This is a genomic window from Nonomuraea sp. NPDC050383, assembly GCF_044459125.1.
Classification (GTDB): domain Bacteria; phylum Actinomycetota; class Actinomycetes; order Streptosporangiales; family Streptosporangiaceae; genus Nonomuraea.
In genome coordinates this window covers 109,594-130,228 of the sequence record NZ_JBITIP010000008.1, presented here as the reverse complement: position 1 = coordinate 130,228, position 20,635 = coordinate 109,594, and the positions used below count along the sequence as shown (strand labels likewise).

Genomic DNA, 20,635 nt, shown 5'->3' with positions numbered 1-20,635 from the left:
GTCAGGCGGTGGTGGTCGCGGGCTCCGGCGTGGCGGCCTGCTCGGGCAGGTCGAGGCTGTCGCGCAGCTTGGCCGGCTTGAGGAAGGCCGCGGCGATCAGGCCGACCACGGTGATCCCGGCCGAGATCAGGAAGATGTGGCCGGTGGCGTCGCCGTAGGCGGACCTGACGATCACCTTGATCGGCTCGGGCAGGGCGGCGATGTTGAGGCTGCCGCCCGCCGCGCCGCCGCCGGTGGGGATGCCCGCCTTGGCCAGACCTTCGGCGATGTTGGAGGCGACCCGGTTGGCCAGGACGGCGCCGAGCACCGAGACGCCCACGGTGCCGCCGAGCGAGCGGAAGAACGTGATCGCACCGCTGGCGGCGCCGATCTCGCGCAGCGGGACGGTGTTCTGGATGACCAGGACGAGGTTCTGCATGGACATGCCGACGCCGATGCCGACGGCGAGCATGTACGCGGAGACCAGCACCAGCGCGGTCTTGTGGTCGATCGTGGCCAGGCCGGTGAAGCCCAGGAACAGGATGACCAGGCCGACGAGAATGAACGGCTTGGTCTGGCCGGTGCGCGAGACCATCCTGCCGCTGATGGTGGAGGAGAACAGCACGCCCGCCATCATCGGGATGGTGAGCAGGCCGGCGGCGGTGGGGCCGTAGCCGCGGCCGATCTGGAAGTACTGGCCGAGGAAGACCGCACCGCCGAACATGGCCATGCCGACGGCGAGGCTGGCCAGGATGGCCAGGGCGGGCGTCCGCCTGCTGATGACGTGCAGCGGGACGACCGGCTCCTTGACCTTGGACTCGATCCAGGTGGCCAGCGCGAGCACCAGCACGCCGCCGCCGGCCATGACCGCGGTCTGCCAGGACAGCCAGTCGAAGTCGTTGCCGACGAAGGTGACCCAGATGAGGAGAACGCTGACGCCGACGGCGATGAGGGTGGCGCCCCAGTAGTCGATGCTCACGTTCGCGCGGCGCTGGGTCGGGAGGTTCAGGGTCTTGGCCAGCAGCGCCAGGGCGGCGACGGCGAACGGGACGGCGATGAAGAAGCACCAGCGCCAGCCGAGCCAGGACGTGTCGGCGATGAGGCCGCCGAGAAGCGGGCCGCCGACGGTGGCCACGGCCATGACGGCGCCGAGGTAGCCGTTGTAGCGGCCGCGCTCCTTCGGGCTGATCATGGCGGCGATGACGACCTGGACGAGGATCTGCAGGGCGCCCATGCCCAGGCCCTGGATCGCGCGGAAGGCGATGAGCTGCCCGGTGTTCTGGGCGAAGCCGCAGGCCAGCGAGCTGACCATGAAGATCGTGATGGAGATCTGGAGCAGCAGCTTCTTGTTGAACAGGTCGGCGAGCTTGCCCCAGATGGGAGTCGAGGCGGTCGAGGCCAGCAGCGATGCGGTGACGACCCACGTGTACTGGGACTGGCTGCCCTCCAGCGCTCCGATGATCTGCGGGAGCGCCACCGAGACGATGGTGCCGCTGATCATCGCGACGAACAGGACGAGCAACAGGCCGCTGAGGGCTTCGAGGACTTGACGGTGGGTCATCGGCTCCGCCGCGGTTGGCGCTGCCGGCTGTGCGCTCACGCGCAGCCTCCGATCTGAGGACTGAGAGGTAACTGGGACACCATACATGCACATAGGGCAACTTTGCGCACTGAGCAATTATTCCCGTTGGGTAAGCTGTCCGCATCATGGACAGCACAGCAGGGTTGCGCGAGCGCAAGAAGGCCGAGACCCGGCAGGCGGTGCACGAGGCCGCGCTGCGCCTCACCGTCGAGCACGGCCTGGATCACGTCACGGTCGAAGCCATCGCCGACGCCGCGAACATCTCCCGGCGGACGTTCTCGAACTACTTCGACGGCAAGGAAGACGCCCTGCTGTACGGCGACGAGCAGCGCCTGGGCACCCTGGTGCAGCGCGTGCGCGAACAGCCCGCGGACCGGTCCGCCTGGCAGGCGCTGCGCGGCGCGCTGGAGAGCCTGTACGACGAGGTCGGCGACACCGACCGTGAGCTGCACCAGCGCACCCGGCTGGCCATGCGCCACCCTTCCCTCCTGGCCAGGCAACTGGCGAACAGGGTCCGGCTGGAGCGCGAGCTGAGTCAGGCGGTGGCCGGCCGGGAGCAGCAGAGCGACGTCAGCCCGGAGATGCTGACCGCCGCGTTCCTGGTCGCTCTGCGCGTCGCCACGCAATGGTGGTGCGCCGAGCAGGAGACGCGTACGCTGCGCGAGCTCACGGAGGAAGCACTCGCGCAGATCGCCGAGCCGTTCGGCCGACGTCCCGCCTGACCTCCAGTGCTGCTCAGCCCTCGGGCGCGGGGGTCTTGCGGTACGTGCGCCAGAGCGTGACGTCATAGCCGATGCCGAGGGCGGCGCCGAGGAGCAGCGGCACGCCCAGGGTCACGAGGGTGCCGGTGAGCAGGGTGGTGGCGGCCAGCGGGCTCACGGACACGGCGACGCTCCTGGCCAGGCTGGTCATGCTGGCGGCGGCCGTCCGATGCTCCGGAGCGACGACAGCCGCGGTGAAGGCCTGCCGGGCCGGTACGTCGATCTTGGAGACCGCCTGGCGGAGCAGCAGCAGGGTGACCGCCCCGCCCAGAGTCGGAGCGAACGGTATGCAGGCCAGGAGCACGTTGGCGGCGAGGTGGGGAAGCAGCATGGCCGCCAGCAGGCCACGCCGTGCGGCCAGCAGGGGCGCGGTGAGCTGGGCGAGAGCCGGAAGGAGGTTCGCCGCGAAGAACACCAGGCCGAGCTGCGTGGTGGTGGCCCCGTAGCGGTGGGCGAACCACCAGGCCAGGACCGCCTGGACGGCCAGCCCACCGGAGAAGGCGTCGAGTGCGAACAGCCCAGCCAGCCGGCGGACGTCCCCGGGCACGCGCACCCGCCGCTCCCCTGCGCCCACCTGGCCGCTCGCGTCGCTGCGCGGGGACCGGGGCGCTTCGGCCGCCGGCGACAGGCGCCGGAACAGCAGCACGGTGCAGAGGGCGAGGACGGCGTACAGGGCGAAACCGGCGTCGGCCGCCGACACCCACGGCTGTGTCCCCAGCGCGGCGGCGGCCAGCCCGCCGAGCGCGCCGGCCGCCATGGCGGTGACGTTGTAGCAGGTGAAGACGTGCGTGTGCCGGTCCGGACCGCAGGTCTGGGCGAGAATCGACTGCTCCACCCCCGAGAACGGCGTGTTGTCGTTCGTGGACGGCGAGATGGTCCCGATGAAGGCGGCGGCCAGCAGGACGGGATAGGACTCACTGATCGCGAACGCGACGCCGGCGACCGCCATCAGGCAGCCGCACGCGACCAGGGCCCGCCGCCGTCCCCAGGCGTCGGCGAACAGTCCCAGCGTCAGGCTGGCGACCACCGAGCCCGCGGACGCCACGGCCAGCAGCAGTCCGCTCTGCCACGGAGCGTCGCCGTCCTGGGTGAGCAACTCGGCCAGGAGCACGCTGGTGCAGCCGTACCCGAAGGTCCGCAACGCCCGCGCCGCCATGATCAGCCGTCCGTCACGGCCCGCTTCGGACAGGATGCGGCCCTTGGCCTGCGTGGTCGGCATGCGGCATCATCACGCCGCCGGCCCGCCCGGCACCCGGCGAACACGCAAAGATCTTCCTGATCGGCGGGGTGCGCCTACCAGGGAAGCGCGGTGGTCAGGTGAGCAGCTCGGTGACGGTGACCGCACGCAGCTCGCGGCGGTGCAGGCCGTCCAGGATGCGGGGGATCGCGGCCAGTGTCCCCGGGTGGCCCAGGTGCAGGCTGACCAGGCTGCCGGGCCGTACCTCGCGCAGGACGTCGGCGGTGATCGCCCGCGCGCCCGGGTTCAGGTAGTCGCGGGAGTCCACGTCGTAGGACAGGCACGTCAGGTATCCGGCTCGGCGGGCCAGCTCCTGGACCAGGGGCGTGGCTCGGCGGGCCGCGGACGGGCGGAACCACGAGCCGACGGTCCCGGTCAGCGCGTGCAGCCTGGCGGCGCAGTCCTCGATCTCCCTGCGGGCCTGGTCCGCGGGCAGCGCGGAGATGTCCAGGTGGTGCATGGTGTGGTTGCCCAGGTCGTGGCCCGCGCCGGTGATGCGGTCGGCGATCGGCCGGTCCAGCCAGGTGCCGACGGCGAGGACGGTGGCACGGGCGTGTTCCCGTTCGATCGCCGCGAGCACCTTCTCGGTCAGCGCGAGCGTCCCCGCCCCGTGGAAGGTGAGCGCGACCAGCGGGCGGTCACGTGGACCGTGCAGCACCTCGCCCGGCAGGCGGGGCATGGACGGGCCCGACCTCGCGGACGACGGCTGTGGCGCCCCGGCGGCCGGTTCCGCGGAGGGTTGAGCCGTCGGAGGGCGAGGCGTCGAGCAGGCGGAGAGGGCCGCCGCTCCACCGGCGGCCAGGAAGCCGCGGCGGCCGATCACCGGAACACTCCGGTGTGGCCGAGGGAGTAGCGTCCGGGCTGGGGATAGACGCACAGGCCGTGCGGTCCCCGGCCGACCTTGATCGTGTGGAGCAGCTTGCCCGTCTCGGTGGAGAAGACGTACACGACCCCGTGGTACCTGCCGGACAGCCACAGCTGCTTGCCGTCCGCCGACACCCCGCCCATGTCGGGTGAGCCGCCTCCCGGGATCCGCCACCGGTCGACCACCTTGCGCCTGGCGAACGAGATGACGGAGACCGTTCCCTCTCCCCTGTTGGAGACGTAGAGGGACCGCGAGTCCCTGCTGACGTACAGGCCATGGGCGCCCTTGCCGGTGTGCAGGAAGCCTGTCCGCCGGAAGGTGCGGGCATCGATGATCCACACGCCGTCGGCCATCATGTCGGCGACGTAGAAGAGCCGTCCGTCGGGCGAGAGTTTGACGTCCTGCGGCATGTTGCCCGCGTGCACGTCGATCGTCTTCAGCACCCGCGGGCGTTTCCAGTCGATCGCCACCATCTGGCCGGAGAACTCGCAACTGGCCAGGAACACCGATCCGTCGGCGGTGAAGTCGCCGTGGTTGATCCCCCTGCACGGCACGGGGAGTGAGCGGATCAGGCGCATCGTGTGCGGGTCGCGGAAGTCGAGCCGGTTGAGGCGTTCGGCCATGACCAGCGCGTACGAGCCGTCCGGGGTGAAGTACAGGTTGTACGGGTCCTCCACCGGCACCGGCTTACCGGGGCGGCCCGTCACCGGGTCGATGGGGGTGAGCCGGTTGCCCTTGTTCTCGTTGACCCACAGCGTCCTGAGGTCCCAGGAGGGCACGACGTGCTGCGGCAGGCTGCCCACCCGGTAGCGGTGCACGACCCGGAACGTCCGCGGGTCGATGACGTCCACGGTGTCGGACTCGCTGTTGGGGATGTACACGCGCGGTGTCAGGTCCTTGACCTTGGGGCTGAGCATCCCGGGCCGGTCGTGGGCGTAGACGTCCACCGGCGTCTTGTGCGCAGGTGTCCGCGCGTGCTGCGGGGGCGCCGGCCGCTGGGGCGCGGGCTGCTGGGGCGCGGGCTCGGGGGCCGCCATCATCGGCTGGCCTGGCGCGCTGCACGAGATCACGGCGATGGACAACGCGCCCAGCATGCTCAACATCCGCGGCAGTCGCATGCGGCTCAGCCTAGAAACGTGTTCGGCAACGTCCGCCGAGGTGAGGGTCAAGGTCGCGTACGGTCGGCGCCCGGGAATGGCATCGTCCGCCCGCCGGGTCGAACCCTCAGCCGCCCACGTCCCGCGCGGGGCACGGACGGCTGATGGTCAGGCCTGGTCGGTCACCTGGATGGCGGCGCCGGGGCAGACGGCGGCGGCCTCGCGAACCTGGGTGTGCTGGTCAGCGCCGGGCTCGGACGCCAGCAGGATGACGATGCCGTCGTCGTCGCGCTGGTCGAACACCTCCGGCGCGATCAGCACGCACTGGCCGGCGCCGCAGCATCTGGCCTCGTCCACAGTGACTTTCATCCGGGATCCCTCCTTCTCGATCCAGGTCACCAGCGGACCGGGACGGTACGCAGGCCGCCGACGGCCAGCCCCTCCACCCGCTCCAGCTCCTCGACGGGCACGGCCAGCTCCAGCGACGGGAGCTTGCGCAGCAGCACCTCCAGGACGACCTGCAGCTCGGTGCGGGCCAGCGCCTGGCCCAGGCAGGAGTGCGCGCCGGAGCCGAACGACAGGTGCGGGTTGGGGCTGCGGGTCAGGTCCATCCGGTCGGCGGCCTCGAAGGCGCTCTCGTCGCGGTTGGCCGCGGCCATGCTGCAGATCACGGTGGTGCCCTTGGGCAGGACCGTGCCGCTGACCTCGGTCTCCTCCTTGAGGTACCGCGGCAGGCCGAAGCCGGAGTTGGCGTCCATGCGCAGGCTCTCCTCCACCGTGGTGCGGATCAGCGACGGGTCGGCCAGCAGCGCCTCCCACCGGCTGCGGTCGGCCAGCAGCATGGAGATCATCTTGCCGATCATGTTGGCGGTGGTCTCGTGCCCGGCGACCAGCAGGGCCATGCCGGTGACCAGGATCTGGATGTCGGACAGGCCGCCGTCCTCGGGGCCGCCGGCCGCGATCAGCTCGCTCAGCAGGTCCTGGCCCGGCTCGGCGCGCTTGGCGGCCAGATGGTCGGACATGTACTGGAAGAACTCGGCCTGGGCGGCCTCGATCTCGGCCTTGTCGTACCGGGTGAGGTTGAGCAGCGTGTCCGACCAGTACGAGAACCGGTCCCGATCACTGGCGGGAACGCCGAGCATGTCGCAGATGACGTACACCGGCAGCGGGAAGCCCAGGGACGCCTTGAGGTCGCCGGGGGCGCCGCTCTCGACCATGTCGTCGATGAGGTTCTCGGCGATCCGGGTCATCACGGGGCGCAGGGCGTTCATGCGCTTGGCGGTGAACCACTTGCCGACCAGACGCCGCCAGTGCTGGTGCTCCTCCCCGCCGTCGGGGATGATCGTCGCCATCTCGCTGTTGAACAGCCCGCCGTCGTCGGTGGCCGACAGCCGGGCGGCGTCGGGCGCGTTCAGCAGGCGGCTGAAGCGCGGATCGGCGAGCACCTGCTTGACGTCCTCGTAGCGGGTCAGCAGCGTCGCCTGGTCACCGCTGGGCAGCTTCACGTGAGCCACCGGGCACGTGCCGCGCAGCTCGGCCCATTCCGCGGGCGGCTCCAGTGCCGCGTCGGCGGGGATCGGGTAGCTCAGGACCTGCTCATTGACACTCATTCGGCGTCTCCTCGTGAACGATCGTGAAGGGGGAAGGGTCTCGCCACCGGCAGGCACATTCGCCTACATCTGCAAGATAACTTACATCTGTCGTCGTTCGGTATGCTGGCAGGCATGGCCGGCACCAGAGCGAGCAATACCCCGTCGGGCGACCGGCGCGTGCGCCGCACCCGCTCAGCCCTGGCGCGCGCGCTGATCGAGCTGGTCGAGGAGCAGGACCTCGCCCGGATCAGCGTCTCCGACGTCGCGGAGGGCGCCGGGGTGAGCCGCTCCGCCTTCTACGCCCATTACCGGGACGTGCACGAGCTGGCCGAGGACGCCTGCACCGCGATGATCGACGGCCTGATCGAGTCCTTGCCCGCTCCCGCCTTCGACTCGGCCGACCTGGCGCAGGAGGCGACCCGGTCGCTGGCGGCGTTCTTCGCCAGCCTCTCCGCGCACGCGGGGCTGTATCGCGCGCTGCTGGGGCCGCAGGGCAGCGCGCGCGTCGTCGAGCACACGCGCCGCCGGATCGCCGACGTCATCCGTGAACACCTGGTCCACACCGGCGCCGGCGAGCCGCTGCGGCGCATCCCGCATGACGTCACGGCCTCGTTCACCGCCGGCGCCCTCATCGGCGTGGCGATCGACTGGCTCCAGGCCGGGTGCTCCCGGACCCCGACCGAGATCGCCGAGATGACCTGGCCCCTGCTGCAGGGGTACTACCGCATCGACACGCGCGACGAGGACAGCGCGCGATGAGGCGCGTCACACCGGTCCGGGGCCGGCGCCATCCCCTTTCACCCTGAAGGAGATCATTCATGTCCATTGCCGATGTGTCCGGCAAATCCCTGGCCGAGCTCGTCTCCCTGCGCGGGCGGCGTGCGGTCGTGACCGGAGGCGGTCGCGGGCTCGGCAAGGCCATCGCCTCGCGCCTGGCCGAGGCGGGAGCCGACGTCCTGATCGGCGACATCGACGAAGCGCTCGCCGTGACCGCCGCCAAGCAGATCGCGGAACAGCACGGCGTACGCGCGGTCGGCGCCGCCATGGACGTCACCGACGCGGCGTCCGTGGCGTCGGCGGCCGACCGCGCGCTCGCCGAGCTCGGCGGCCTGGACGTCTGGGTGAACAACGCCGGAGTCTTCCCGGCCGTCCCCGTGCTGGAGATGACCGAGGAGACGTGGGACAACGTGTTCGCCGTGAACGCGCGCGGCGTCTTCCTGGGCGCTCGTGAGGCGGCACGGCGCATGCCGGCCGGAGGCACGGGCGGTGTCATCGTGAACATCATCTCGACCGCCGGCTTCCGCGGCAGCGCCCCCGGCCTGGCCGCCTACGTCGGATCCAAGCACGCCGCCCGCGGTCTCACCCGGGAGCTGGCCCTCGAACTCGCTCCGCTCGGCATCCGCGTGCTGGGCGTCGCACCGAGTTATGTCCCCACGGAAGGCAACATGATGGCGGCCGCGGCCGCGCTGGGCGACGACGCCCCGCCGACCGACGTCCCCCCGACCGACCTCATGCTGAACGGTCCCGTCGGCCGGGTCGGCGTTCCTGACGACATCGCGCGCGTCGTGCTGTTCTGCGCGTCGGACCTGTCGGCCTTCATGACCGGCAGCACGCTGCTCGCCGACGGCGGCGACACCGCCTGAACGGCTGCCGGGCGGGCTCGCGTGGGCCCGCCGGCGGCCTGCCTTCCACTCGGTGGCCGGCGGTTCACGCCCGGCGGGCGGCTTCCGGCGGGCCCGCGCCGGGGCCGGGCGGCAGATGGACGGTCATGATAAAAGTGCAGGTTTCGGTGCCCGAGCCACGGTAGGTGTGCGAGGCGTCGCCGTCGAACGTGGCGGTCTGCCCGGCTTCGACGGTGTGCTCGGTGCCGTCGACGACCAGGGTCATCCGGCCGGAGATGACGCTGACGGTCTCCACGACTCCGGCGTGGTGGGGCTGGCTGGGGTACTCCTCGCCCGGTTCCAGTCTCCAGCGCCAGACCTCGACCGGGGCCGGCCCTGAGGTCGTCAGCATGAGCCGGGCCTCGCTGCCCCGCTCGCCGGTCCACAGTGGCGCCACGGCCTCGGCGGTCACGACGCGGACGCGACCTTCGGCCGGCCCCTGCATCAGGGCCGACACCGAGATGCCGAGGGTGTCGGCCAGCCGGACCAGGGTGGCCAGGTTGGGGTTGCCCTGGGCCTTCTCCAGCGCGACCAGAGCTCCCTTACTGACCTGGGCGCGCCGGCTGAGCTCCTCCAGGGACAGGCCCGCGCGGGTGCGCGCCGCCCTGACGTTGTGCGCGACCGTCCGCAGGGCTGCGGCCGTCTCGGCCATCTGATCACCATCCTCGCAATGGACCATTTCGATGCACCGTGCGGTCGTTCGATTGGCACTTACCGGTCGATTGATTGTACTCTGTGGTCGTTCCATTGATGGTGAGGTCTGTTGTGTTCGCTCTCCTGCTCGCCCTGGGCAGCTCACTCGCATACGGATGCGCCGACTTCCTCGGCGGCCTGGGCGCCCGCAAGGCTCATGTGCTGCGCACCGTGATGATCGCCGCCCCGGCCAGCCTCGTGGTCGAGCTGCTGCTGTGGCCGGCCCTCGGCGCCTCGTTCAGCCCTGCGGCCCTCGGCTGGGGCGCTGCCTCGGGGGTCGCCTCGGCCGCCGCGTTCGCCCTGCTCTACCGCACTCTGGCGATCGGTCCGATGAACGTGCTGTCGCCGGTGACCGCGCTGGTGTCGGCCGTGCTGCCCGTCGGCGTGGGTCTGCTCCAGGGCGAGCACCTGTCCGCCACCGGACTGGTGGGCCTGCCGCTCGCGCTGGCGGCGGTGGTGCTGGTCAGCGCCGGTCACGGCGCTGGCTCGACGCGCCCCTCACGCACTGCGCTGCTGCTGGCGTTCGGCGCGGGCGCCGCCATCGCCCTTCAGCTCGTCTTTCTGCACCAGGCGCCGCCGGACAGCGGGGTGGCTCCGCTGATCGTGGGCCGGGCGGTCGCCTCGGCTGTCACCCTGACCGCGGCCGGGCTGATGCACCGCAGGCTGGGCTCCGAGCGGCCCGCGTACGCGATGTCAGCGACCGCGGGTGTGCTGGACTCGGTGGCGAACCTGCTGTTCCTGCTCGCCGCCCGCAGCGGGGACCTCGCCGTCGTCGCCGTGATCGTCGCCCTCTACCCGGCCGGCACGGTCCTGCTCGCCCGCGGCGTGCTCGCCGAACGCATCGGCCGCGGCCAGCTTGCCGGCCTGGGCGCCGCCGCCGTCGCCGTCACCCTCCTCGCCCTGACCTGAACCACCCGCGGCCGGCCCCTGAGCACCGGCCGCACCCCTTACCCACGGTCACAGGCGTCGGCCGACGGTGAGGACGGCCGACCAGTGGCGGGTGAGCGTTCCGTCCGAGCGTGCGGCGAGGCGGCGGCGTATCTCCTGGTAGAGGTGTTCGCGCTTGGCCGGCTCCATGGCGATGTGGCCGGAGAAGGTATCGAGCAGGGCGATGTACTCGTCCGCCGTGTAGCGCAAGGCCCATACGTAGAGCTTCGTCCCCACCACCGTGAAGTGCCCGGATGCCTCGAACTCGGTGGCCATGGGGTCTGGCTGATCCTCGGGCGGAGGCGGGGGCCACGGGTCGCCATGGCCTTCGCCGATCTCCTCGTAGACCTCCTGGATCTCCGCGAAGAAGGGGTCGAAGCCTGCCGGGAAGGCGTGGTCGGCGTTCCATACGGCCAGGTGGCCGCCCTGGGCGAGGAGGGCGGCCGCTTTCGCGTACTTGACCTCCGGGTCCACCCACTTCCACGCCGTGGCCGCGCAGAGGAGATCGAAGCGGACCCCGGCCGGCGGTTTCCAGTCTTCGAACGACGACGTGATCACGGAGACGCCGGCGAATCCAGCGAGCCGGTGCCGTGCCTCCGCCGCCAGGGCGTCGCCGAGTTCGACCGCGGTGATCCGGAAGCCCATCCGGGCCAGGGGCAGCGTGGCCTTCCCCGGGCCGCATCCGACTTCGAGCAGGTGCGCGGCCGGCGTGACCCCCGTGACTGCCAGGAGGTCGGAGTACAGCTCCGCCGGGTAGTCGGGGCGCGCGTCCTGATAGAAGGCAGCCGCTCGGTCGAAGGTGGCTCGCAGCCGAAGATCGCGGGACATGCGCCAAGCCTGGCAGCGTTCTCCCCTTCGCGAGCAAGAAAATCTGCATCCGTCGCTGTAGACATCCGCGTTGAGTGGGGGTAGAGTTCCTGACATCGCAAGGGACGGATCCACGAGGGCAGCGCAGTACGAGCACGACGACGAACTGCCCGGACGAACGTGGACTACAAGCTGGAAGTGAGAAGTAGGCAGAAGGTCGGACTGCCGCGGCCAGTGCGGTTGCAGGAAGGGCCGGGGCGGTGGACGCGCTGCCATTGCACGAAGTCGGCACAGCTGTCGAGGTGTCGACGTACGAATAAAAACGGAAAGGAGTGTTGAACGCCATCAGGATCGCCCGTCGCCGGCCGCAAGGCGCCGCACGGGTACCGCAGCTCCACGAACAGGACGGTGGTCTACGGTCACGCTTACGCGATCCCCGCGTCCCGCCCTTACGGGCAGGCAGATGCGGAGCAAGTGAACCGGCCTCAAAGCCGGTGGATGGTGTTAAACCTCATTCGGGCCCCGGCGCAGCATGGCGCCGGGGCCCCTGTCCGCGTTCGGGAAGGTTGAATGGATCGAACCCACCAGGCATTGGCCACCACCCTCAGGCGAGACCGGCCCCGCCAGAGCGACGAGCCGGTCCGCGCCTCAGGTGACAGTCCCGAGCTCCGGCTCGACGACGAGGACTACCCTGCCTACAGCATGGGCCGGGCCGCCGAGATTCTCGGTGTCACCCCGGCGTTCCTGCGCAGTCTCGGCGCCGCCAAGCTGATCGAGCCGCTGCGCTCGGAGGGCGGCCATCGCCGCTTCTCCCGCTACCAGCTGCGCCTGGCCGCCCGCGCCCGCGAACTCGTCGATGCCGGCACCGCCCTGGAGGCGGCCTGCCGCATCATCATCTTGGAAGACCAGCTCGCCGAGGCCCTGCGCATCAACGAAGAACTCCGCCAACGCCACACAGCACCCAACTGACCACCAGGCGCGGGCCGCTCGGCCGGCGCCCACGACACCCCGGCCAACGCCTGCGACAGCGCGCGACGACGAACTCTCACCGTTGCTCGCTGTCCCGCCGTGCTCCTTCACCGGCCGAGGCGTCGCGCCAGGAGGTGGCGGCCGCGCTCATGACGCCTGTGCCGCCCGAGTCGCCACAGCGCGCCAGCCGAAGGCCACGGCCCCGGTCAGCAGCACCACCCCGGACAACACGCCGCTGACGAACGACACCCAGGCGACAGCGGCCGTCGAGGCCAGCACCAGGCCCACGGCGCCGAGCAAGGTGAGAACCACGCCGGGTACGGCGATGCTCCAGTCCTTCCAGATCGGCGCCAACGCGATGAAATGCACCCCCACCACCAAGGCCACCCACCCCACGTTGGCCTGCTCAGGTCGTCCCAGGGCGGCCAGCATCCGGAGCCCGCCGAAGAGCAGGATCGCCTCGGCGGCGACGACGATCAGGTAGCCGCGGCTGAACATGTTCCGCTGCCGCCCCGCGGTGGGCGGCTCTCTCCGGGCGGAGACGAGCCACATGCCGATGACGCTCGCGGCCGCCAGGCAGGCGGCTGCCCGCAGCAGGTTGACGGTCACGGTGTTCAGCGGACTCTGCGCGTTCACGATGACGAAGACCGCGCCGAAGACCGCGCCGACCAGTAGTCCATTCATTCGTTGCATGACGTCATTGAAGTGCGCCCCGGATCGCGCCCGCAGGGGGGCTGGGGCGAGAACGTGGTCGGCTTGGCCCTACCTCACCGTGCCGCGCAGGTAAGCGAGCACCGCCAGCACCCGCCGGTTGTCGTCAGGGGTCTCGGGCAGCTCGAGCTTGGCGAACACGCTGGCCACGTGCTTGCCGACGGCCGCCTCCGTGATCGAGAGGGCGCGCGCGACGGCGCTGTTGGAGCGCCCCTCCGCGATCAGAGCGAGCACCTCCCGCTCGCGGGCGCTCAGCCGGTGCGTGGGTTCGTCGACCTCCCTGGCCCTGTCCCAGGTCCGCTCGAACAGGTCGATGAGGGCGGTGAGGAGACTCTGCTGCCTGATCACCAGAGTGCCCGGCGCGTACGCGAAGGGCGTCATCCGCAGGAACGCCACGGCGCGGTCGAAGATGAGCACCTGCTGAATCGGCTCGTCGACGATCCGGTGCAGGTCACCGGAGGCATGCAACTGCCTGATCCGGGCTGCCTTGCGCGGGTCGTCCATCACGCTCATGTGGATGATCGTGCGCATCCTCATGCCACGCTCCAGCGCGTCGAGCACCGCGCGCCTGCTCTTGTGCTCGTCAGAGCGCTTGTCCACCGCGCCCCAAGGGTGCATGGCCCGCAGCTCGCCGGCCGCCGGGACCACCTCCGCGATCCGCTGCCGGACGAGCGCATCGTCATCGACCCGCTCGACGTCGACGGGAATCCCTCGTAGCTCGCCCACCACCCCTTCCAGGCGATTCATAAGCTGGTTCAACGACCCGCTGTCGTCCACACGCCTCCCTCATGTCCTCTGGCTCACCGCCAACATTCTGACCGGTGCACTGGTTATGGGCGCGGGCGTGGTGGCGAGACCGGCCGGCAGGTTTCAGGCGCCGGCGCCGCCGTCCACCGGCACGATCGCGCCGGTCACCATCGATGCCCGGTCGCTGAGCAGCCACGCCGCCACCTCGGCGACTTCGCGGGGCTCGGCCATCCGTCCGAGCGGGATCGATCCCTTCACGTGCTCGACGATGCCGGGGGTCGCCGCCTCCCACGCGTCGATCATCTCTGTGGCGGTGCCGCCGGGGGTGATGCCGTTGACCCGGATGCCATCACGAGCCCAGCTCACCGCGGCGGTCTCGGTGATGCTGTTGAGCGCACGCTTCATGGCGCCGTATGCGGGGAGGGCGGGGTTCGCGCGGCGGCTGCCGATGCTCGAGGTGTTGACGATCGCCCCGCCACCGTTCCGTCGCATGAGTGCGGCCTCAGCGGTCATGGCGGTCCAGTGCGCCCGGAAGTTCACCGCGAACTGCTCGTCGACGTCCTCGTCGCTCGTGGTGTCGAGCGGGCCGGGGTGCTGGATCACCGCGCCGTTGTTGAACGCGCCGTCGAGCCGTCCGTGCAACTCCTCGACGCGGTCGACCGCCGCGCGGATGCTCGTACGGTCGGCGAGGTCCAGGGTGACGGCGTCGGCGGCGCCGCCCTCGGCGCGGATCTCGGTGACGATCAGCTGCAGGGCGTCGGTGCTACGGGCGGCGAGCACGACGGCGGCACCCTCGCGGGCGAAGAGCCGGGCCGCGGCCGCACCGATGCCGCGGCTGGCGCCGGTGATGAACACCACCTTGCCGGTGAGCAGGCCGATGGGTGCGATGTCGATGTTGTTCGTCATGACGACAGTGTCGGGCCGGCCACCGGACCGGATGCAGGCACAGGCAGTACCAGGATCTGTCGCCGCACAGCGTGCACACTTGCGATATGGACAAACAGGAACTCGCGGCGTTCCTCCGCAGCCGTCGCGAGCGGCTCCGGCCGCAGGACGTAGGCCTGCCCGCGGGCCCGCGACGCCGGACCCCGGGGCTTCGCCGTGAGGAGGTGGCGGTCCTCGCGCACATCTCCACGGAGTACTACGTCCGGCTTGAGCAGGGCAGGGCGCCGCGACCGTCGGGCGAGGTCCTCGCCGGGATCGCCGGCGCGCTGCGGCTCACGGACGCCGAGTCCGATCACCTCCACGTCCTCGCCGGTACGGCGCCGAGCCGTACCGGGCTGCATCGGCGCGACGTCCGCCCGAGCATCCTGGCGCTCCTCGAACGGCTGCCGCAGACGGCCGCCATCGTCACGTCGGCCACGTTCGAGGTGCTCGCGTGGAACGACCTCGCCGCCGCGCTCATGGAGGACTTCGCCGAGCTCGCCCCCAAGGATCGCAATCTCGCGCGCCGGGCATTCCTCACTTCGGCACGTGCCGATGCGACGCCGTACGGCATCTCCGACGCCGCGGAGTTCCGGCACCACGTCGTCATGGGGCTCCGGTCCACCCTCGCCCGGTACTCGTCCGACCCCGCGGTGACCGAACTCGTCGACGAGCTCCGCGACGCCAGCCCCGACTTCGCCCGCCTCTGGGAGCGGCACGACGTGCACGCCGCGCCGACGCTGACGAAGACGTTCCGTCACCCGGTCGTCGGGGAGATCACCGTCGACTGCGACTCGCTCACGCTCACCGACCGCGACCAGCGCCTCGTTCTCTACAGCGCACCGCCGGGATCCCCCGGCGCCGACGCCCTGGCTCTTCTGCCCGTCCTTGGAACCGAGTACATCAAGGCGAGCAGGTCACTCTGACGGAGGGGCAGGAACGCGCGCGATCGGCGTGATCGGCACCGGCGGTTCGTTCGAGTTCGACGCCGTGGTGTGTTCGTCACTGGTGGGGTCGGTCCCTCCTTCGTGGCGTCTTCTGATTTTTTTCCGGTGGTGGTGTCGGATGGCGTCGAGCGCGTTCGTAGTCAAGGTGAGAGACCGGCAACGGCCGGTCGCCACACAAGGGAGGCCCACGATGTCCGTCCCCACCACCGTCACCACCACCGCTCCCGCGAAGCCGCTGATCATCGGCGGCCTGGCCGCCGCGGCCGTCGCCGCCGCGGCGACCGCGGCCCTCGCCGCGGCGGGTGACTTCGCCGGGATCAGCCTCGCTGTCGGCGGCGTGCCGATCCCGGTCTCCGGGTTCGCCCTGCTGACCGTCGTCTTCTCCGTGGTGGGCCTGGTGCTGGCCCTGGTGCTGGCCCGCTCGGCCCGCCGCCCGCGCGCGGCGTTCGTCCGCATCACGATCGTGCTCGCCGCGTTGTCACTGGTACCCGATGTGCTCGCGGACGCGTCCGCGGCCACGAAGGCGCTGCTGATGCTGACGCACGTGGTCGCCGCCGCGATCGTGATCCCGGCCGTCGCCCGCCGCCTGTCCGCCTGATCCTTTCGAGGAGTTCGCCGTGAAGCAGTACCCGACGGCACGACCACGATGACGGACGGACCCGAACGAACCGTCCTGCGGACGCGACGGACGCGCCCGGGGCGGAAGACCGGAGATGGGACGACAAGGAGCGTGCACACCGTGGACCAGGAGAACGTGAGCGCCACACTGACCGTCGCCGTGCCCGCCGCGAAGGTGTTCGCGGTGCTGGCGGACCCGACGACCCATGCGGCGATCGATGGCACCGGCTGGGTTCAGGAAGCCGCCGACCGGGCGCCGCTGACCGAGGTGGGGCAGATCTTCCGGATGGACATGCACTACGCCAAGCACCCGGACGGTGACTACAGGACGGCCAACCAGGTCGTGGTGCTCGACCCGCCGCGCGCCATCGGCTGGCTCACCGGGTACGAGAAGGACGACGGTCAGCTGGAGCTCGGCGGCTGGATCTGGCGTTACGACCTTACGCCGCTCGGTCCGTCCGAGACTGAGGTCACCCTCACCTACGACTGGTCGGCGGTGCCGCAGTTCCGCCGGGAGTACATCCAGTTCCCGCCGTTCGGCCCCGAGCATCTGGCCAACTCGCTGCACCACCTGGCCGAGCTCGTCTCCGGCAGGTGATGTCGCCGACCAGACGACCATCCTTTCGCCGTGGTCAGCAGTCCGTGTCCACACCCGATCAACCGCGTTCGAGGAGAGCAGCATGACCGCTACCTACACCTTCGACGTCTTCACCAGCCTCGACGGCTTCGGCGCCCACAGCGGCGACTGGGGCGGCTACTGGGGCAAGCAAGGCCCCGAGCTGCTCGACCACCGCCTCGCCTTGTACGGCAAGGAGCAGCGGATGGTCTTCGGAGCCAACACGTATCGGGCACACGCGCAGATGCTGGCCTCGAGCGCCGAGGAATCCGAGGCTCGTGACCCATGGGTCACCCGGATGAGGAACCTGCCGGCGACGGTGGTGTCGACCACGCTGCGAGGACCGCTCGACTGGCCGGACGCGACCGTCGTGAGCGGCGACGCCGTCGACATCGTCGCCCGGCTCAAGGAGGAGTCCGAGGTGCCGTTGCGCTCGCACGGCAGCCTGTCGCTGAACCGGGCGCTGATGGCCGTCGGTCTGGTGGACCGTGTCCAGGTGACGCTCTTCCCTGTGATCACCGGTCGGACCGGAGCGGACCCGATCTTCCAGGGTGGGGCCGACTTCGACCTCGAGCTGATCGAGAGCCGGACGCTCGACGGCCACACCCAGGAGCTGACGTACCGGCCCACCTTGCATGTCTGATTCCGTCCATGCGCGGGTGTCCTGGACCGCCGTTCGGACCTTGAGGGGACCGCTCAACCCCGGAGTTTCGCGTTGAGGCGGGCGGCCTGCCGGGTGAGGTGGTCGCGTTCGGGGAGGTTCGGCGCTGATCGGGCGGCTTCGGCGTAGAGCCGTGCCGCGGTCACCAGGTCACCATCGTGCTCGTGCAGGTACGCCGCGGCCGCGGTGTGGCGGGGCAGGGACGGGTCCAGCTCCGCCAGGGCGGCCAGGCCGGCCCGCGGGCCGTCGGCCTCACCGAGCGCGACGGCCCGGTTGAGGCGGGCCACCGGGTTGCCGGTGAGGCGGACCAGCTCGTCGTACCACTCGACGATCTGCACCCAGTCGGTCTCCTCGGCCGCGCGGGCGTCTGCGTGCAGCGCGGCGATGGCGGCCTGGGCCTGGAACTCACCCAGCCGGTCGCGGGCGAGGGCGGCCTGCAGCACGTCCACGCCCTCGGCGATCAGGCGGGTGTCCCACAGGCTGCGGTCCTGCTCGGCGAGAGGGACGAGCCTGCCGTCGGGAGCCGTGCGTGCCGGCCGCCGCGCGTGGTGGAGCAGCATGAGCGCGAGCAGCCCCGCCACCTCCTCGTGCCTGGTCCTGGCCGCGAGCTGGCGGGTGAGCCGGATCGCCTCGGCGGCGAGGTCGACGTCGCCGGTGTATCCCTCGTTGAAGACGAGGTAGAGAACGCGCAGCACCGTGGCCACGTCACCGGGCTGGTCGAACCGGATGGAGGAGACGGTCCGCTTGGCCCGGCTGATGCGCTGGGCCATGGTCGCCTCCGGCACGAGGTAGGCCTGCGCGATCTGACGCGTGGTCAGGCCGCCGACCGCGCGCAGCGTCAGGGCGACAGCCGAGGCCGGGGTCAGGGACGGGTGCGCGCACAGGAAGTACAGCTGGAGCGTGTCGTCCGCCGTCTCGCCCTGGCCGGGCACGGGCTCGGCCTCGACGAGCACCTCGCGGTGCCGCCGGGAGGTGTCGGCCCGGGCCGCGTCGAGGAACTTGCGCCACGCCACGGTGACCATCCAGCCCTTGGGGTCGCGCGGCGGGTCGTCCCGCCACACGCGTACGGCCTCGATCAGGGCGTCCTGCACGGCGTCCTCGGCCGCCGCGAAGTCGGCTCCGCGACGGACGAGGACGCTGATCACCGTGGGGGTGAGCGTCCGCAGCAGGGACTCGTCCACCGTTCGTCACTCCGTGATGGTCGGGGGTTCGGACAGGACCGGGCGCACCTCGAGCCACTCGTGGATCGGCCTGCCACCCGCGCCCGGGGCCGCGGACAGCTCGGCGGCCAGTTCGAGCGCCCGCTCGTAGCTCTCGACGTCGATCATCATCCAGCCGGCGATCAGGTCCTTGGTCTCCGCGAACGGGCCGTCGGTGACCGGCGGACGTCCCTCGCCGTCGTAGCGGACGAACGTGCCCTCCGGGGAGAGCGCCTGGCTGTCGACGAACTCGCCGGTGCTCTCGAGCCGGGCGGCGAAGTCCCCCATGTACTGCACGTGGGCCGTGACCTCCTCCGGCGTCCACTGGTCCATCGGCACGTCGTTGACCGCTGCCGGCGCGCCCCGGTAGTGCTTGAGGAACAGGTACTTGGCCATCGTGTTCTCCTCTGTGCGGTACGGCCATTGTGGCCGGTGTTCACTGCGGGGACGGAGTCGCGCGCGGGTTCTCGACATCCCGCCGTGAATCTTTTTCCGGCGGCTGTGTGCGCGGGTCCCGCTCAGGCGCTCCGGCGTTCTTCGCGCGCCCGGACGAGCTCCTCGACCGCGCTCGGCAGGGTCGTCTCGAAGTCGATCAGCTTGGCCCACGTCGGCGTGACCACGATCCGCACCATGCCGTCGTAGAGCGAGCGCACCTCCGCCTCCCACTCGACCCGCTGCTCGGGCGTCATCTGGTAGCTGCCGTTCATCTGGAGGTACTCGTCCGGGATGCCGTCGACGACGTCCAGCTCGGCCCGGCCGCGGATGAGCAGGATCTTGGGTGGGTGCGCCTCGGTGTCGATGGTCAGGGCGACCGCCGGGTTCGCGCGCAGAGCCGGGAGCTTCGGGGCGTTCTTCGTCGTGCACATGACGATCTCCGAGCCGTTCCAGGTGAACGCGATCGGGACGTTGCGGGGGGTGCCGTCCTTGGCGATGTAGGCGAGGCGGGTCAGGTCGCGGGCGAGCAGCTCCTGGCTGATCGGCCGGCTCAGGATCTCGGCGATCTCGTACGGGATCATGGTGGCTCTCCTCCGTCCGCGGCGGCCCGTGGTGGCCGCTGATGCCCCTGGGACGGAGCCGGGAGAGCATTCTCGACATCCTCAGCGTGCGGAATTTCCTGCCTGGTTCGTCTCCGGAAGGACGCCCAGGGCCTGGCGGATGCACATGGCAGTCACCCGGTACTAGGCGGGCGGCGCCGGGTCGTCGGTGGTGATGCGGGTGCCGATGTCCTCGCCCTCGCAGATCGCCCGCATGACGCCCCGGGCGGCGACGTCGAAGACGTGCATGCGCAGGCCCTGCTCGTTGGCGAGCACGAAGGCGCTCTCGTCCATGACCCGTACCCCGGCCGCCAGCGCCTCCCGGTAGGTGAGGGTGGTGAAGCGTTCGGCGTCCGGGTTGAGGTTCGGGTCGCTGTCGTAGACGCCGTCCACGCCTCGCTTGGCCACCAGCAGGGCGTCGGCGTCGAGTTCGAGGGCCCGCTGCACGGCGGGATAGTCGGTGGTGACGTACGGCTGGCCGATGCCGCCGGCGAGCAGCACGATCAGGTCGCGACGCAGGTGCCGGTCGGCGCGCAGCCGGATGAACGGCTCGGCCACGCTCTGCATGGGCACGGCCGTCATGACCCGGACGTCCGTCTCCGAGCGGGCGGTCAGCACGCCGCGCAGCATCAACGCGTTCATGACGGTGCCGAGCATGCCGATGTTGTCGGCCTCGGCCCTGCCGATGCCCCAGCCCTCGGCCATGCGCCCGCGGAAGTAGTTGCCGCCGCCGATCACCACGGCGATCTGCACGCCGAGGTCGTGGACCGAGAGGATCTCGTCGGCGAGCTGGGCCAGGCTCGCCGGGTCGGTGCCCCAGCCGGCCTCTCCCGAGAGTGCCTCGCCGCTGAGCTTGACCACGACACGTGAGTAACGACGCATGCCCGCGATCCCTTCTGCGGTCGCGCGCTCGGCGACCCGATCAAGAGTACGCGCACACCGTCACACGGCCCCGTTCGCGGATGCACGTGGGCCTCGGCCGGCGACTTCACCGCCGACGTGACACAG

Annotated in this window: 24 protein-coding genes; 9 read left to right on the top strand and 15 right to left on the bottom strand. The window is 70.8% G+C overall.

From position 1 onward, the window contains the following. Position 1 precedes the first annotated feature (1 nt). A complete protein-coding gene (locus ACIBG4_RS21240; protein ID WP_397203245.1) occupies positions 2-1,540 on the bottom strand; it encodes an MDR family MFS transporter in 1,539 nt (512 codons plus the stop codon). Between the two features lie 146 nt (positions 1,541-1,686). On the opposite strand from ACIBG4_RS21240, the gene ACIBG4_RS21235 reads away from it, so the two are divergent. Continuing rightward, positions 1,687-2,283, top strand: coding sequence for a TetR/AcrR family transcriptional regulator (locus ACIBG4_RS21235; protein ID WP_397203244.1), 597 nt, complete (start codon positions 1,687-1,689; stop codon positions 2,281-2,283). A 13-nt stretch (positions 2,284-2,296) separates the two neighbouring features. Here the strand turns inward: ACIBG4_RS21235 and ACIBG4_RS21230 are convergent, their stop codons facing one another. The 5 genes from ACIBG4_RS21230 to ACIBG4_RS21210 form a co-directional block, all read right to left on the bottom strand. Next, a complete protein-coding gene (locus tag ACIBG4_RS21230; protein ID WP_397203243.1) occupies positions 2,297-3,541 on the bottom strand; it encodes an MFS transporter in 1,245 nt (414 codons plus the stop codon). A gap of 94 nt (positions 3,542-3,635) precedes the next feature. After that, complete coding sequence (locus ACIBG4_RS21225) at positions 3,636-4,238, bottom strand: polysaccharide deacetylase family protein (RefSeq protein ID WP_397203242.1); 603 nt, start codon at positions 4,236-4,238, stop codon at positions 3,636-3,638. 140 nt (positions 4,239-4,378) lie between these two features. After that, positions 4,379-5,542, bottom strand: a complete 1,164-nt coding sequence (locus tag ACIBG4_RS21220; protein WP_397203241.1) for a hypothetical protein — start codon at positions 5,540-5,542, stop codon at positions 4,379-4,381. 147 nt (positions 5,543-5,689) lie between these two features. After that, a complete protein-coding gene (locus ACIBG4_RS21215; RefSeq protein ID WP_355452145.1) occupies positions 5,690-5,890 on the bottom strand; it encodes a ferredoxin in 201 nt (66 codons plus the stop codon). Positions 5,891-5,916: 26 nt separating this feature from the next. Next, positions 5,917-7,131, bottom strand: coding sequence for a cytochrome P450 (locus ACIBG4_RS21210; RefSeq protein WP_397203240.1), 1,215 nt, complete (start codon positions 7,129-7,131; stop codon positions 5,917-5,919). Between the two features lie 114 nt (positions 7,132-7,245). Here ACIBG4_RS21210 and ACIBG4_RS21205 point away from each other — a divergent pair, with 114 nt between their 5' ends. Beyond that, positions 7,246-7,872, top strand: coding sequence for a TetR/AcrR family transcriptional regulator C-terminal domain-containing protein (locus ACIBG4_RS21205; protein ID WP_355452139.1), 627 nt, complete (start codon positions 7,246-7,248; stop codon positions 7,870-7,872). Between the two features lie 59 nt (positions 7,873-7,931). After that, complete coding sequence (locus ACIBG4_RS21200; protein WP_397203239.1) at positions 7,932-8,756, top strand: SDR family NAD(P)-dependent oxidoreductase; 825 nt, start codon at positions 7,932-7,934, stop codon at positions 8,754-8,756. Positions 8,757-8,820: 64 nt separating this feature from the next. Here the strand turns inward: ACIBG4_RS21200 and ACIBG4_RS21195 are convergent, their stop codons facing one another. Continuing rightward, positions 8,821-9,426, bottom strand: a complete 606-nt coding sequence (locus tag ACIBG4_RS21195; RefSeq protein WP_397203238.1) for a helix-turn-helix domain-containing protein — start codon at positions 9,424-9,426, stop codon at positions 8,821-8,823. 113 nt (positions 9,427-9,539) lie between these two features. Here ACIBG4_RS21195 and ACIBG4_RS21190 point away from each other — a divergent pair, with 113 nt between their 5' ends. Beyond that, the gene (locus ACIBG4_RS21190) at positions 9,540-10,376 is read left to right on the top strand and encodes an EamA family transporter (RefSeq protein ID WP_355437851.1); all 837 of its coding nucleotides are present in this window, start codon (positions 9,540-9,542) and stop codon (positions 10,374-10,376) included. A 48-nt stretch (positions 10,377-10,424) separates the two neighbouring features. Here the strand turns inward: ACIBG4_RS21190 and ACIBG4_RS21185 are convergent, their stop codons facing one another. Continuing rightward, positions 10,425-11,222, bottom strand: a complete 798-nt coding sequence (locus ACIBG4_RS21185; protein ID WP_397203237.1) for a class I SAM-dependent methyltransferase — start codon at positions 11,220-11,222, stop codon at positions 10,425-10,427. Positions 11,223-11,903: 681 nt separating this feature from the next. Between ACIBG4_RS21185 and ACIBG4_RS21180 the strand changes: the two genes are divergently transcribed. Continuing rightward, complete coding sequence (locus ACIBG4_RS21180) at positions 11,904-12,170, top strand: MerR family transcriptional regulator (protein ID WP_397203456.1); 267 nt, start codon at positions 11,904-11,906, stop codon at positions 12,168-12,170. 147 nt (positions 12,171-12,317) lie between these two features. On the opposite strand, the gene ACIBG4_RS21175 is transcribed toward ACIBG4_RS21180, so the two are convergent. The 3 genes from ACIBG4_RS21175 to ACIBG4_RS21165 all read right to left on the bottom strand — a co-directional run bounded on the left by ACIBG4_RS21175 (position 12,318) and on the right by ACIBG4_RS21165 (position 14,534). After that, positions 12,318-12,854 (bottom strand): hypothetical protein, encoded by a 537-nt coding sequence (locus ACIBG4_RS21175; RefSeq protein WP_397203235.1) that lies wholly within the window; start codon positions 12,852-12,854, stop codon positions 12,318-12,320. 78 nt (positions 12,855-12,932) lie between these two features. Continuing rightward, a complete protein-coding gene (locus ACIBG4_RS21170) occupies positions 12,933-13,607 on the bottom strand; it encodes a LuxR C-terminal-related transcriptional regulator (RefSeq protein ID WP_397203234.1) in 675 nt (224 codons plus the stop codon). 144 nt (positions 13,608-13,751) lie between these two features. Continuing rightward, a complete protein-coding gene (locus tag ACIBG4_RS21165; RefSeq protein ID WP_397203233.1) occupies positions 13,752-14,534 on the bottom strand; it encodes an SDR family NAD(P)-dependent oxidoreductase in 783 nt (260 codons plus the stop codon). 86 nt (positions 14,535-14,620) lie between these two features. On the opposite strand from ACIBG4_RS21165, the gene ACIBG4_RS21160 reads away from it, so the two are divergent. The 4 genes from ACIBG4_RS21160 to ACIBG4_RS21145 all read left to right on the top strand — a co-directional run bounded on the left by ACIBG4_RS21160 (position 14,621) and on the right by ACIBG4_RS21145 (position 17,376). After that, a complete protein-coding gene (locus ACIBG4_RS21160) occupies positions 14,621-15,478 on the top strand; it encodes a helix-turn-helix transcriptional regulator (protein WP_397203232.1) in 858 nt (285 codons plus the stop codon). A 211-nt stretch (positions 15,479-15,689) separates the two neighbouring features. Further along, positions 15,690-16,097 carry a DUF6069 family protein gene (locus ACIBG4_RS21155; protein WP_397203231.1) on the top strand — a complete coding sequence of 136 codons (408 nt, stop codon included), beginning with the start codon at positions 15,690-15,692 and terminating at the stop codon, positions 16,095-16,097. Positions 16,098-16,229: 132 nt separating this feature from the next. Continuing rightward, positions 16,230-16,715, top strand: coding sequence for an SRPBCC domain-containing protein (locus ACIBG4_RS21150; RefSeq protein WP_397203230.1), 486 nt, complete (start codon positions 16,230-16,232; stop codon positions 16,713-16,715). Between the two features lie 82 nt (positions 16,716-16,797). Further along, complete coding sequence (locus ACIBG4_RS21145; RefSeq protein ID WP_397203229.1) at positions 16,798-17,376, top strand: dihydrofolate reductase family protein; 579 nt, start codon at positions 16,798-16,800, stop codon at positions 17,374-17,376. Positions 17,377-17,429: 53 nt separating this feature from the next. Here ACIBG4_RS21145 and ACIBG4_RS21140 read toward each other — a convergent pair whose 3' ends face one another. The 4 genes from ACIBG4_RS21140 to pyrH form a co-directional block, all read right to left on the bottom strand. Further along, positions 17,430-18,575 (bottom strand): RNA polymerase sigma factor, encoded by a 1,146-nt coding sequence (locus ACIBG4_RS21140; protein WP_397203228.1) that lies wholly within the window; start codon positions 18,573-18,575, stop codon positions 17,430-17,432. A 6-nt stretch (positions 18,576-18,581) separates the two neighbouring features. Next, a complete protein-coding gene (locus ACIBG4_RS21135) occupies positions 18,582-18,989 on the bottom strand; it encodes a YciI family protein (RefSeq protein ID WP_397203227.1) in 408 nt (135 codons plus the stop codon). A 122-nt stretch (positions 18,990-19,111) separates the two neighbouring features. Beyond that, entirely contained in the window at positions 19,112-19,609 is a 498-nt protein-coding gene (locus ACIBG4_RS21130) for a pyridoxamine 5'-phosphate oxidase family protein (RefSeq protein WP_397203226.1), read from the bottom strand. 162 nt (positions 19,610-19,771) lie between these two features. Further along, positions 19,772-20,509, bottom strand: a complete 738-nt coding sequence (gene pyrH / locus ACIBG4_RS21125) for a UMP kinase (protein ID WP_397203225.1) — start codon at positions 20,507-20,509, stop codon at positions 19,772-19,774. Positions 20,510-20,635 lie beyond the last annotated feature (126 nt).

Coding starts and splice junctions, on each gene's coding strand:
- ACIBG4_RS21240 (WP_397203245.1), bottom strand. CDS start 1,540: ATGACCCACCGTCAAGTCCTCGAAGCCCTCAGCGGCCTGTTGCTCGTC.
- ACIBG4_RS21235 (WP_397203244.1), top strand. CDS start 1,687: ATGGACAGCACAGCAGGGTTGCGCGAGCGCAAGAAGGCCGAGACCCGG.
- ACIBG4_RS21230 (WP_397203243.1), bottom strand. CDS start 3,541: ATGCCGACCACGCAGGCCAAGGGCCGCATCCTGTCCGAAGCGGGCCGT.
- ACIBG4_RS21225 (WP_397203242.1), bottom strand. CDS start 4,238: ATGCCCCGCCTGCCGGGCGAGGTGCTGCACGGTCCACGTGACCGCCCG.
- ACIBG4_RS21220 (WP_397203241.1), bottom strand. CDS start 5,542: ATGCGACTGCCGCGGATGTTGAGCATGCTGGGCGCGTTGTCCATCGCC.
- ACIBG4_RS21215 (WP_355452145.1), bottom strand. CDS start 5,890: ATGAAAGTCACTGTGGACGAGGCCAGATGCTGCGGCGCCGGCCAGTGC.
- ACIBG4_RS21210 (WP_397203240.1), bottom strand. CDS start 7,131: ATGAGTGTCAATGAGCAGGTCCTGAGCTACCCGATCCCCGCCGACGCG.
- ACIBG4_RS21205 (WP_355452139.1), top strand. CDS start 7,246: ATGGCCGGCACCAGAGCGAGCAATACCCCGTCGGGCGACCGGCGCGTG.
- ACIBG4_RS21200 (WP_397203239.1), top strand. CDS start 7,932: ATGTCCATTGCCGATGTGTCCGGCAAATCCCTGGCCGAGCTCGTCTCC.
- ACIBG4_RS21195 (WP_397203238.1), bottom strand. CDS start 9,426: ATGGCCGAGACGGCCGCAGCCCTGCGGACGGTCGCGCACAACGTCAGG.
- ACIBG4_RS21185 (WP_397203237.1), bottom strand. CDS start 11,222: ATGTCCCGCGATCTTCGGCTGCGAGCCACCTTCGACCGAGCGGCTGCC.
- ACIBG4_RS21180 (WP_397203456.1), top strand. CDS start 11,904: ATGGGCCGGGCCGCCGAGATTCTCGGTGTCACCCCGGCGTTCCTGCGC.
- ACIBG4_RS21175 (WP_397203235.1), bottom strand. CDS start 12,854: ATGAATGGACTACTGGTCGGCGCGGTCTTCGGCGCGGTCTTCGTCATC.
- ACIBG4_RS21165 (WP_397203233.1), bottom strand. CDS start 14,534: ATGACGAACAACATCGACATCGCACCCATCGGCCTGCTCACCGGCAAG.
- ACIBG4_RS21160 (WP_397203232.1), top strand. CDS start 14,621: ATGGACAAACAGGAACTCGCGGCGTTCCTCCGCAGCCGTCGCGAGCGG.
- ACIBG4_RS21155 (WP_397203231.1), top strand. CDS start 15,690: ATGTCCGTCCCCACCACCGTCACCACCACCGCTCCCGCGAAGCCGCTG.
- ACIBG4_RS21145 (WP_397203229.1), top strand. CDS start 16,798: ATGACCGCTACCTACACCTTCGACGTCTTCACCAGCCTCGACGGCTTC.
- ACIBG4_RS21135 (WP_397203227.1), bottom strand. CDS start 18,989: ATGGCCAAGTACCTGTTCCTCAAGCACTACCGGGGCGCGCCGGCAGCG.
- ACIBG4_RS21130 (WP_397203226.1), bottom strand. CDS start 19,609: ATGATCCCGTACGAGATCGCCGAGATCCTGAGCCGGCCGATCAGCCAG.
- pyrH (WP_397203225.1), bottom strand. CDS start 20,509: ATGCGTCGTTACTCACGTGTCGTGGTCAAGCTCAGCGGCGAGGCACTC.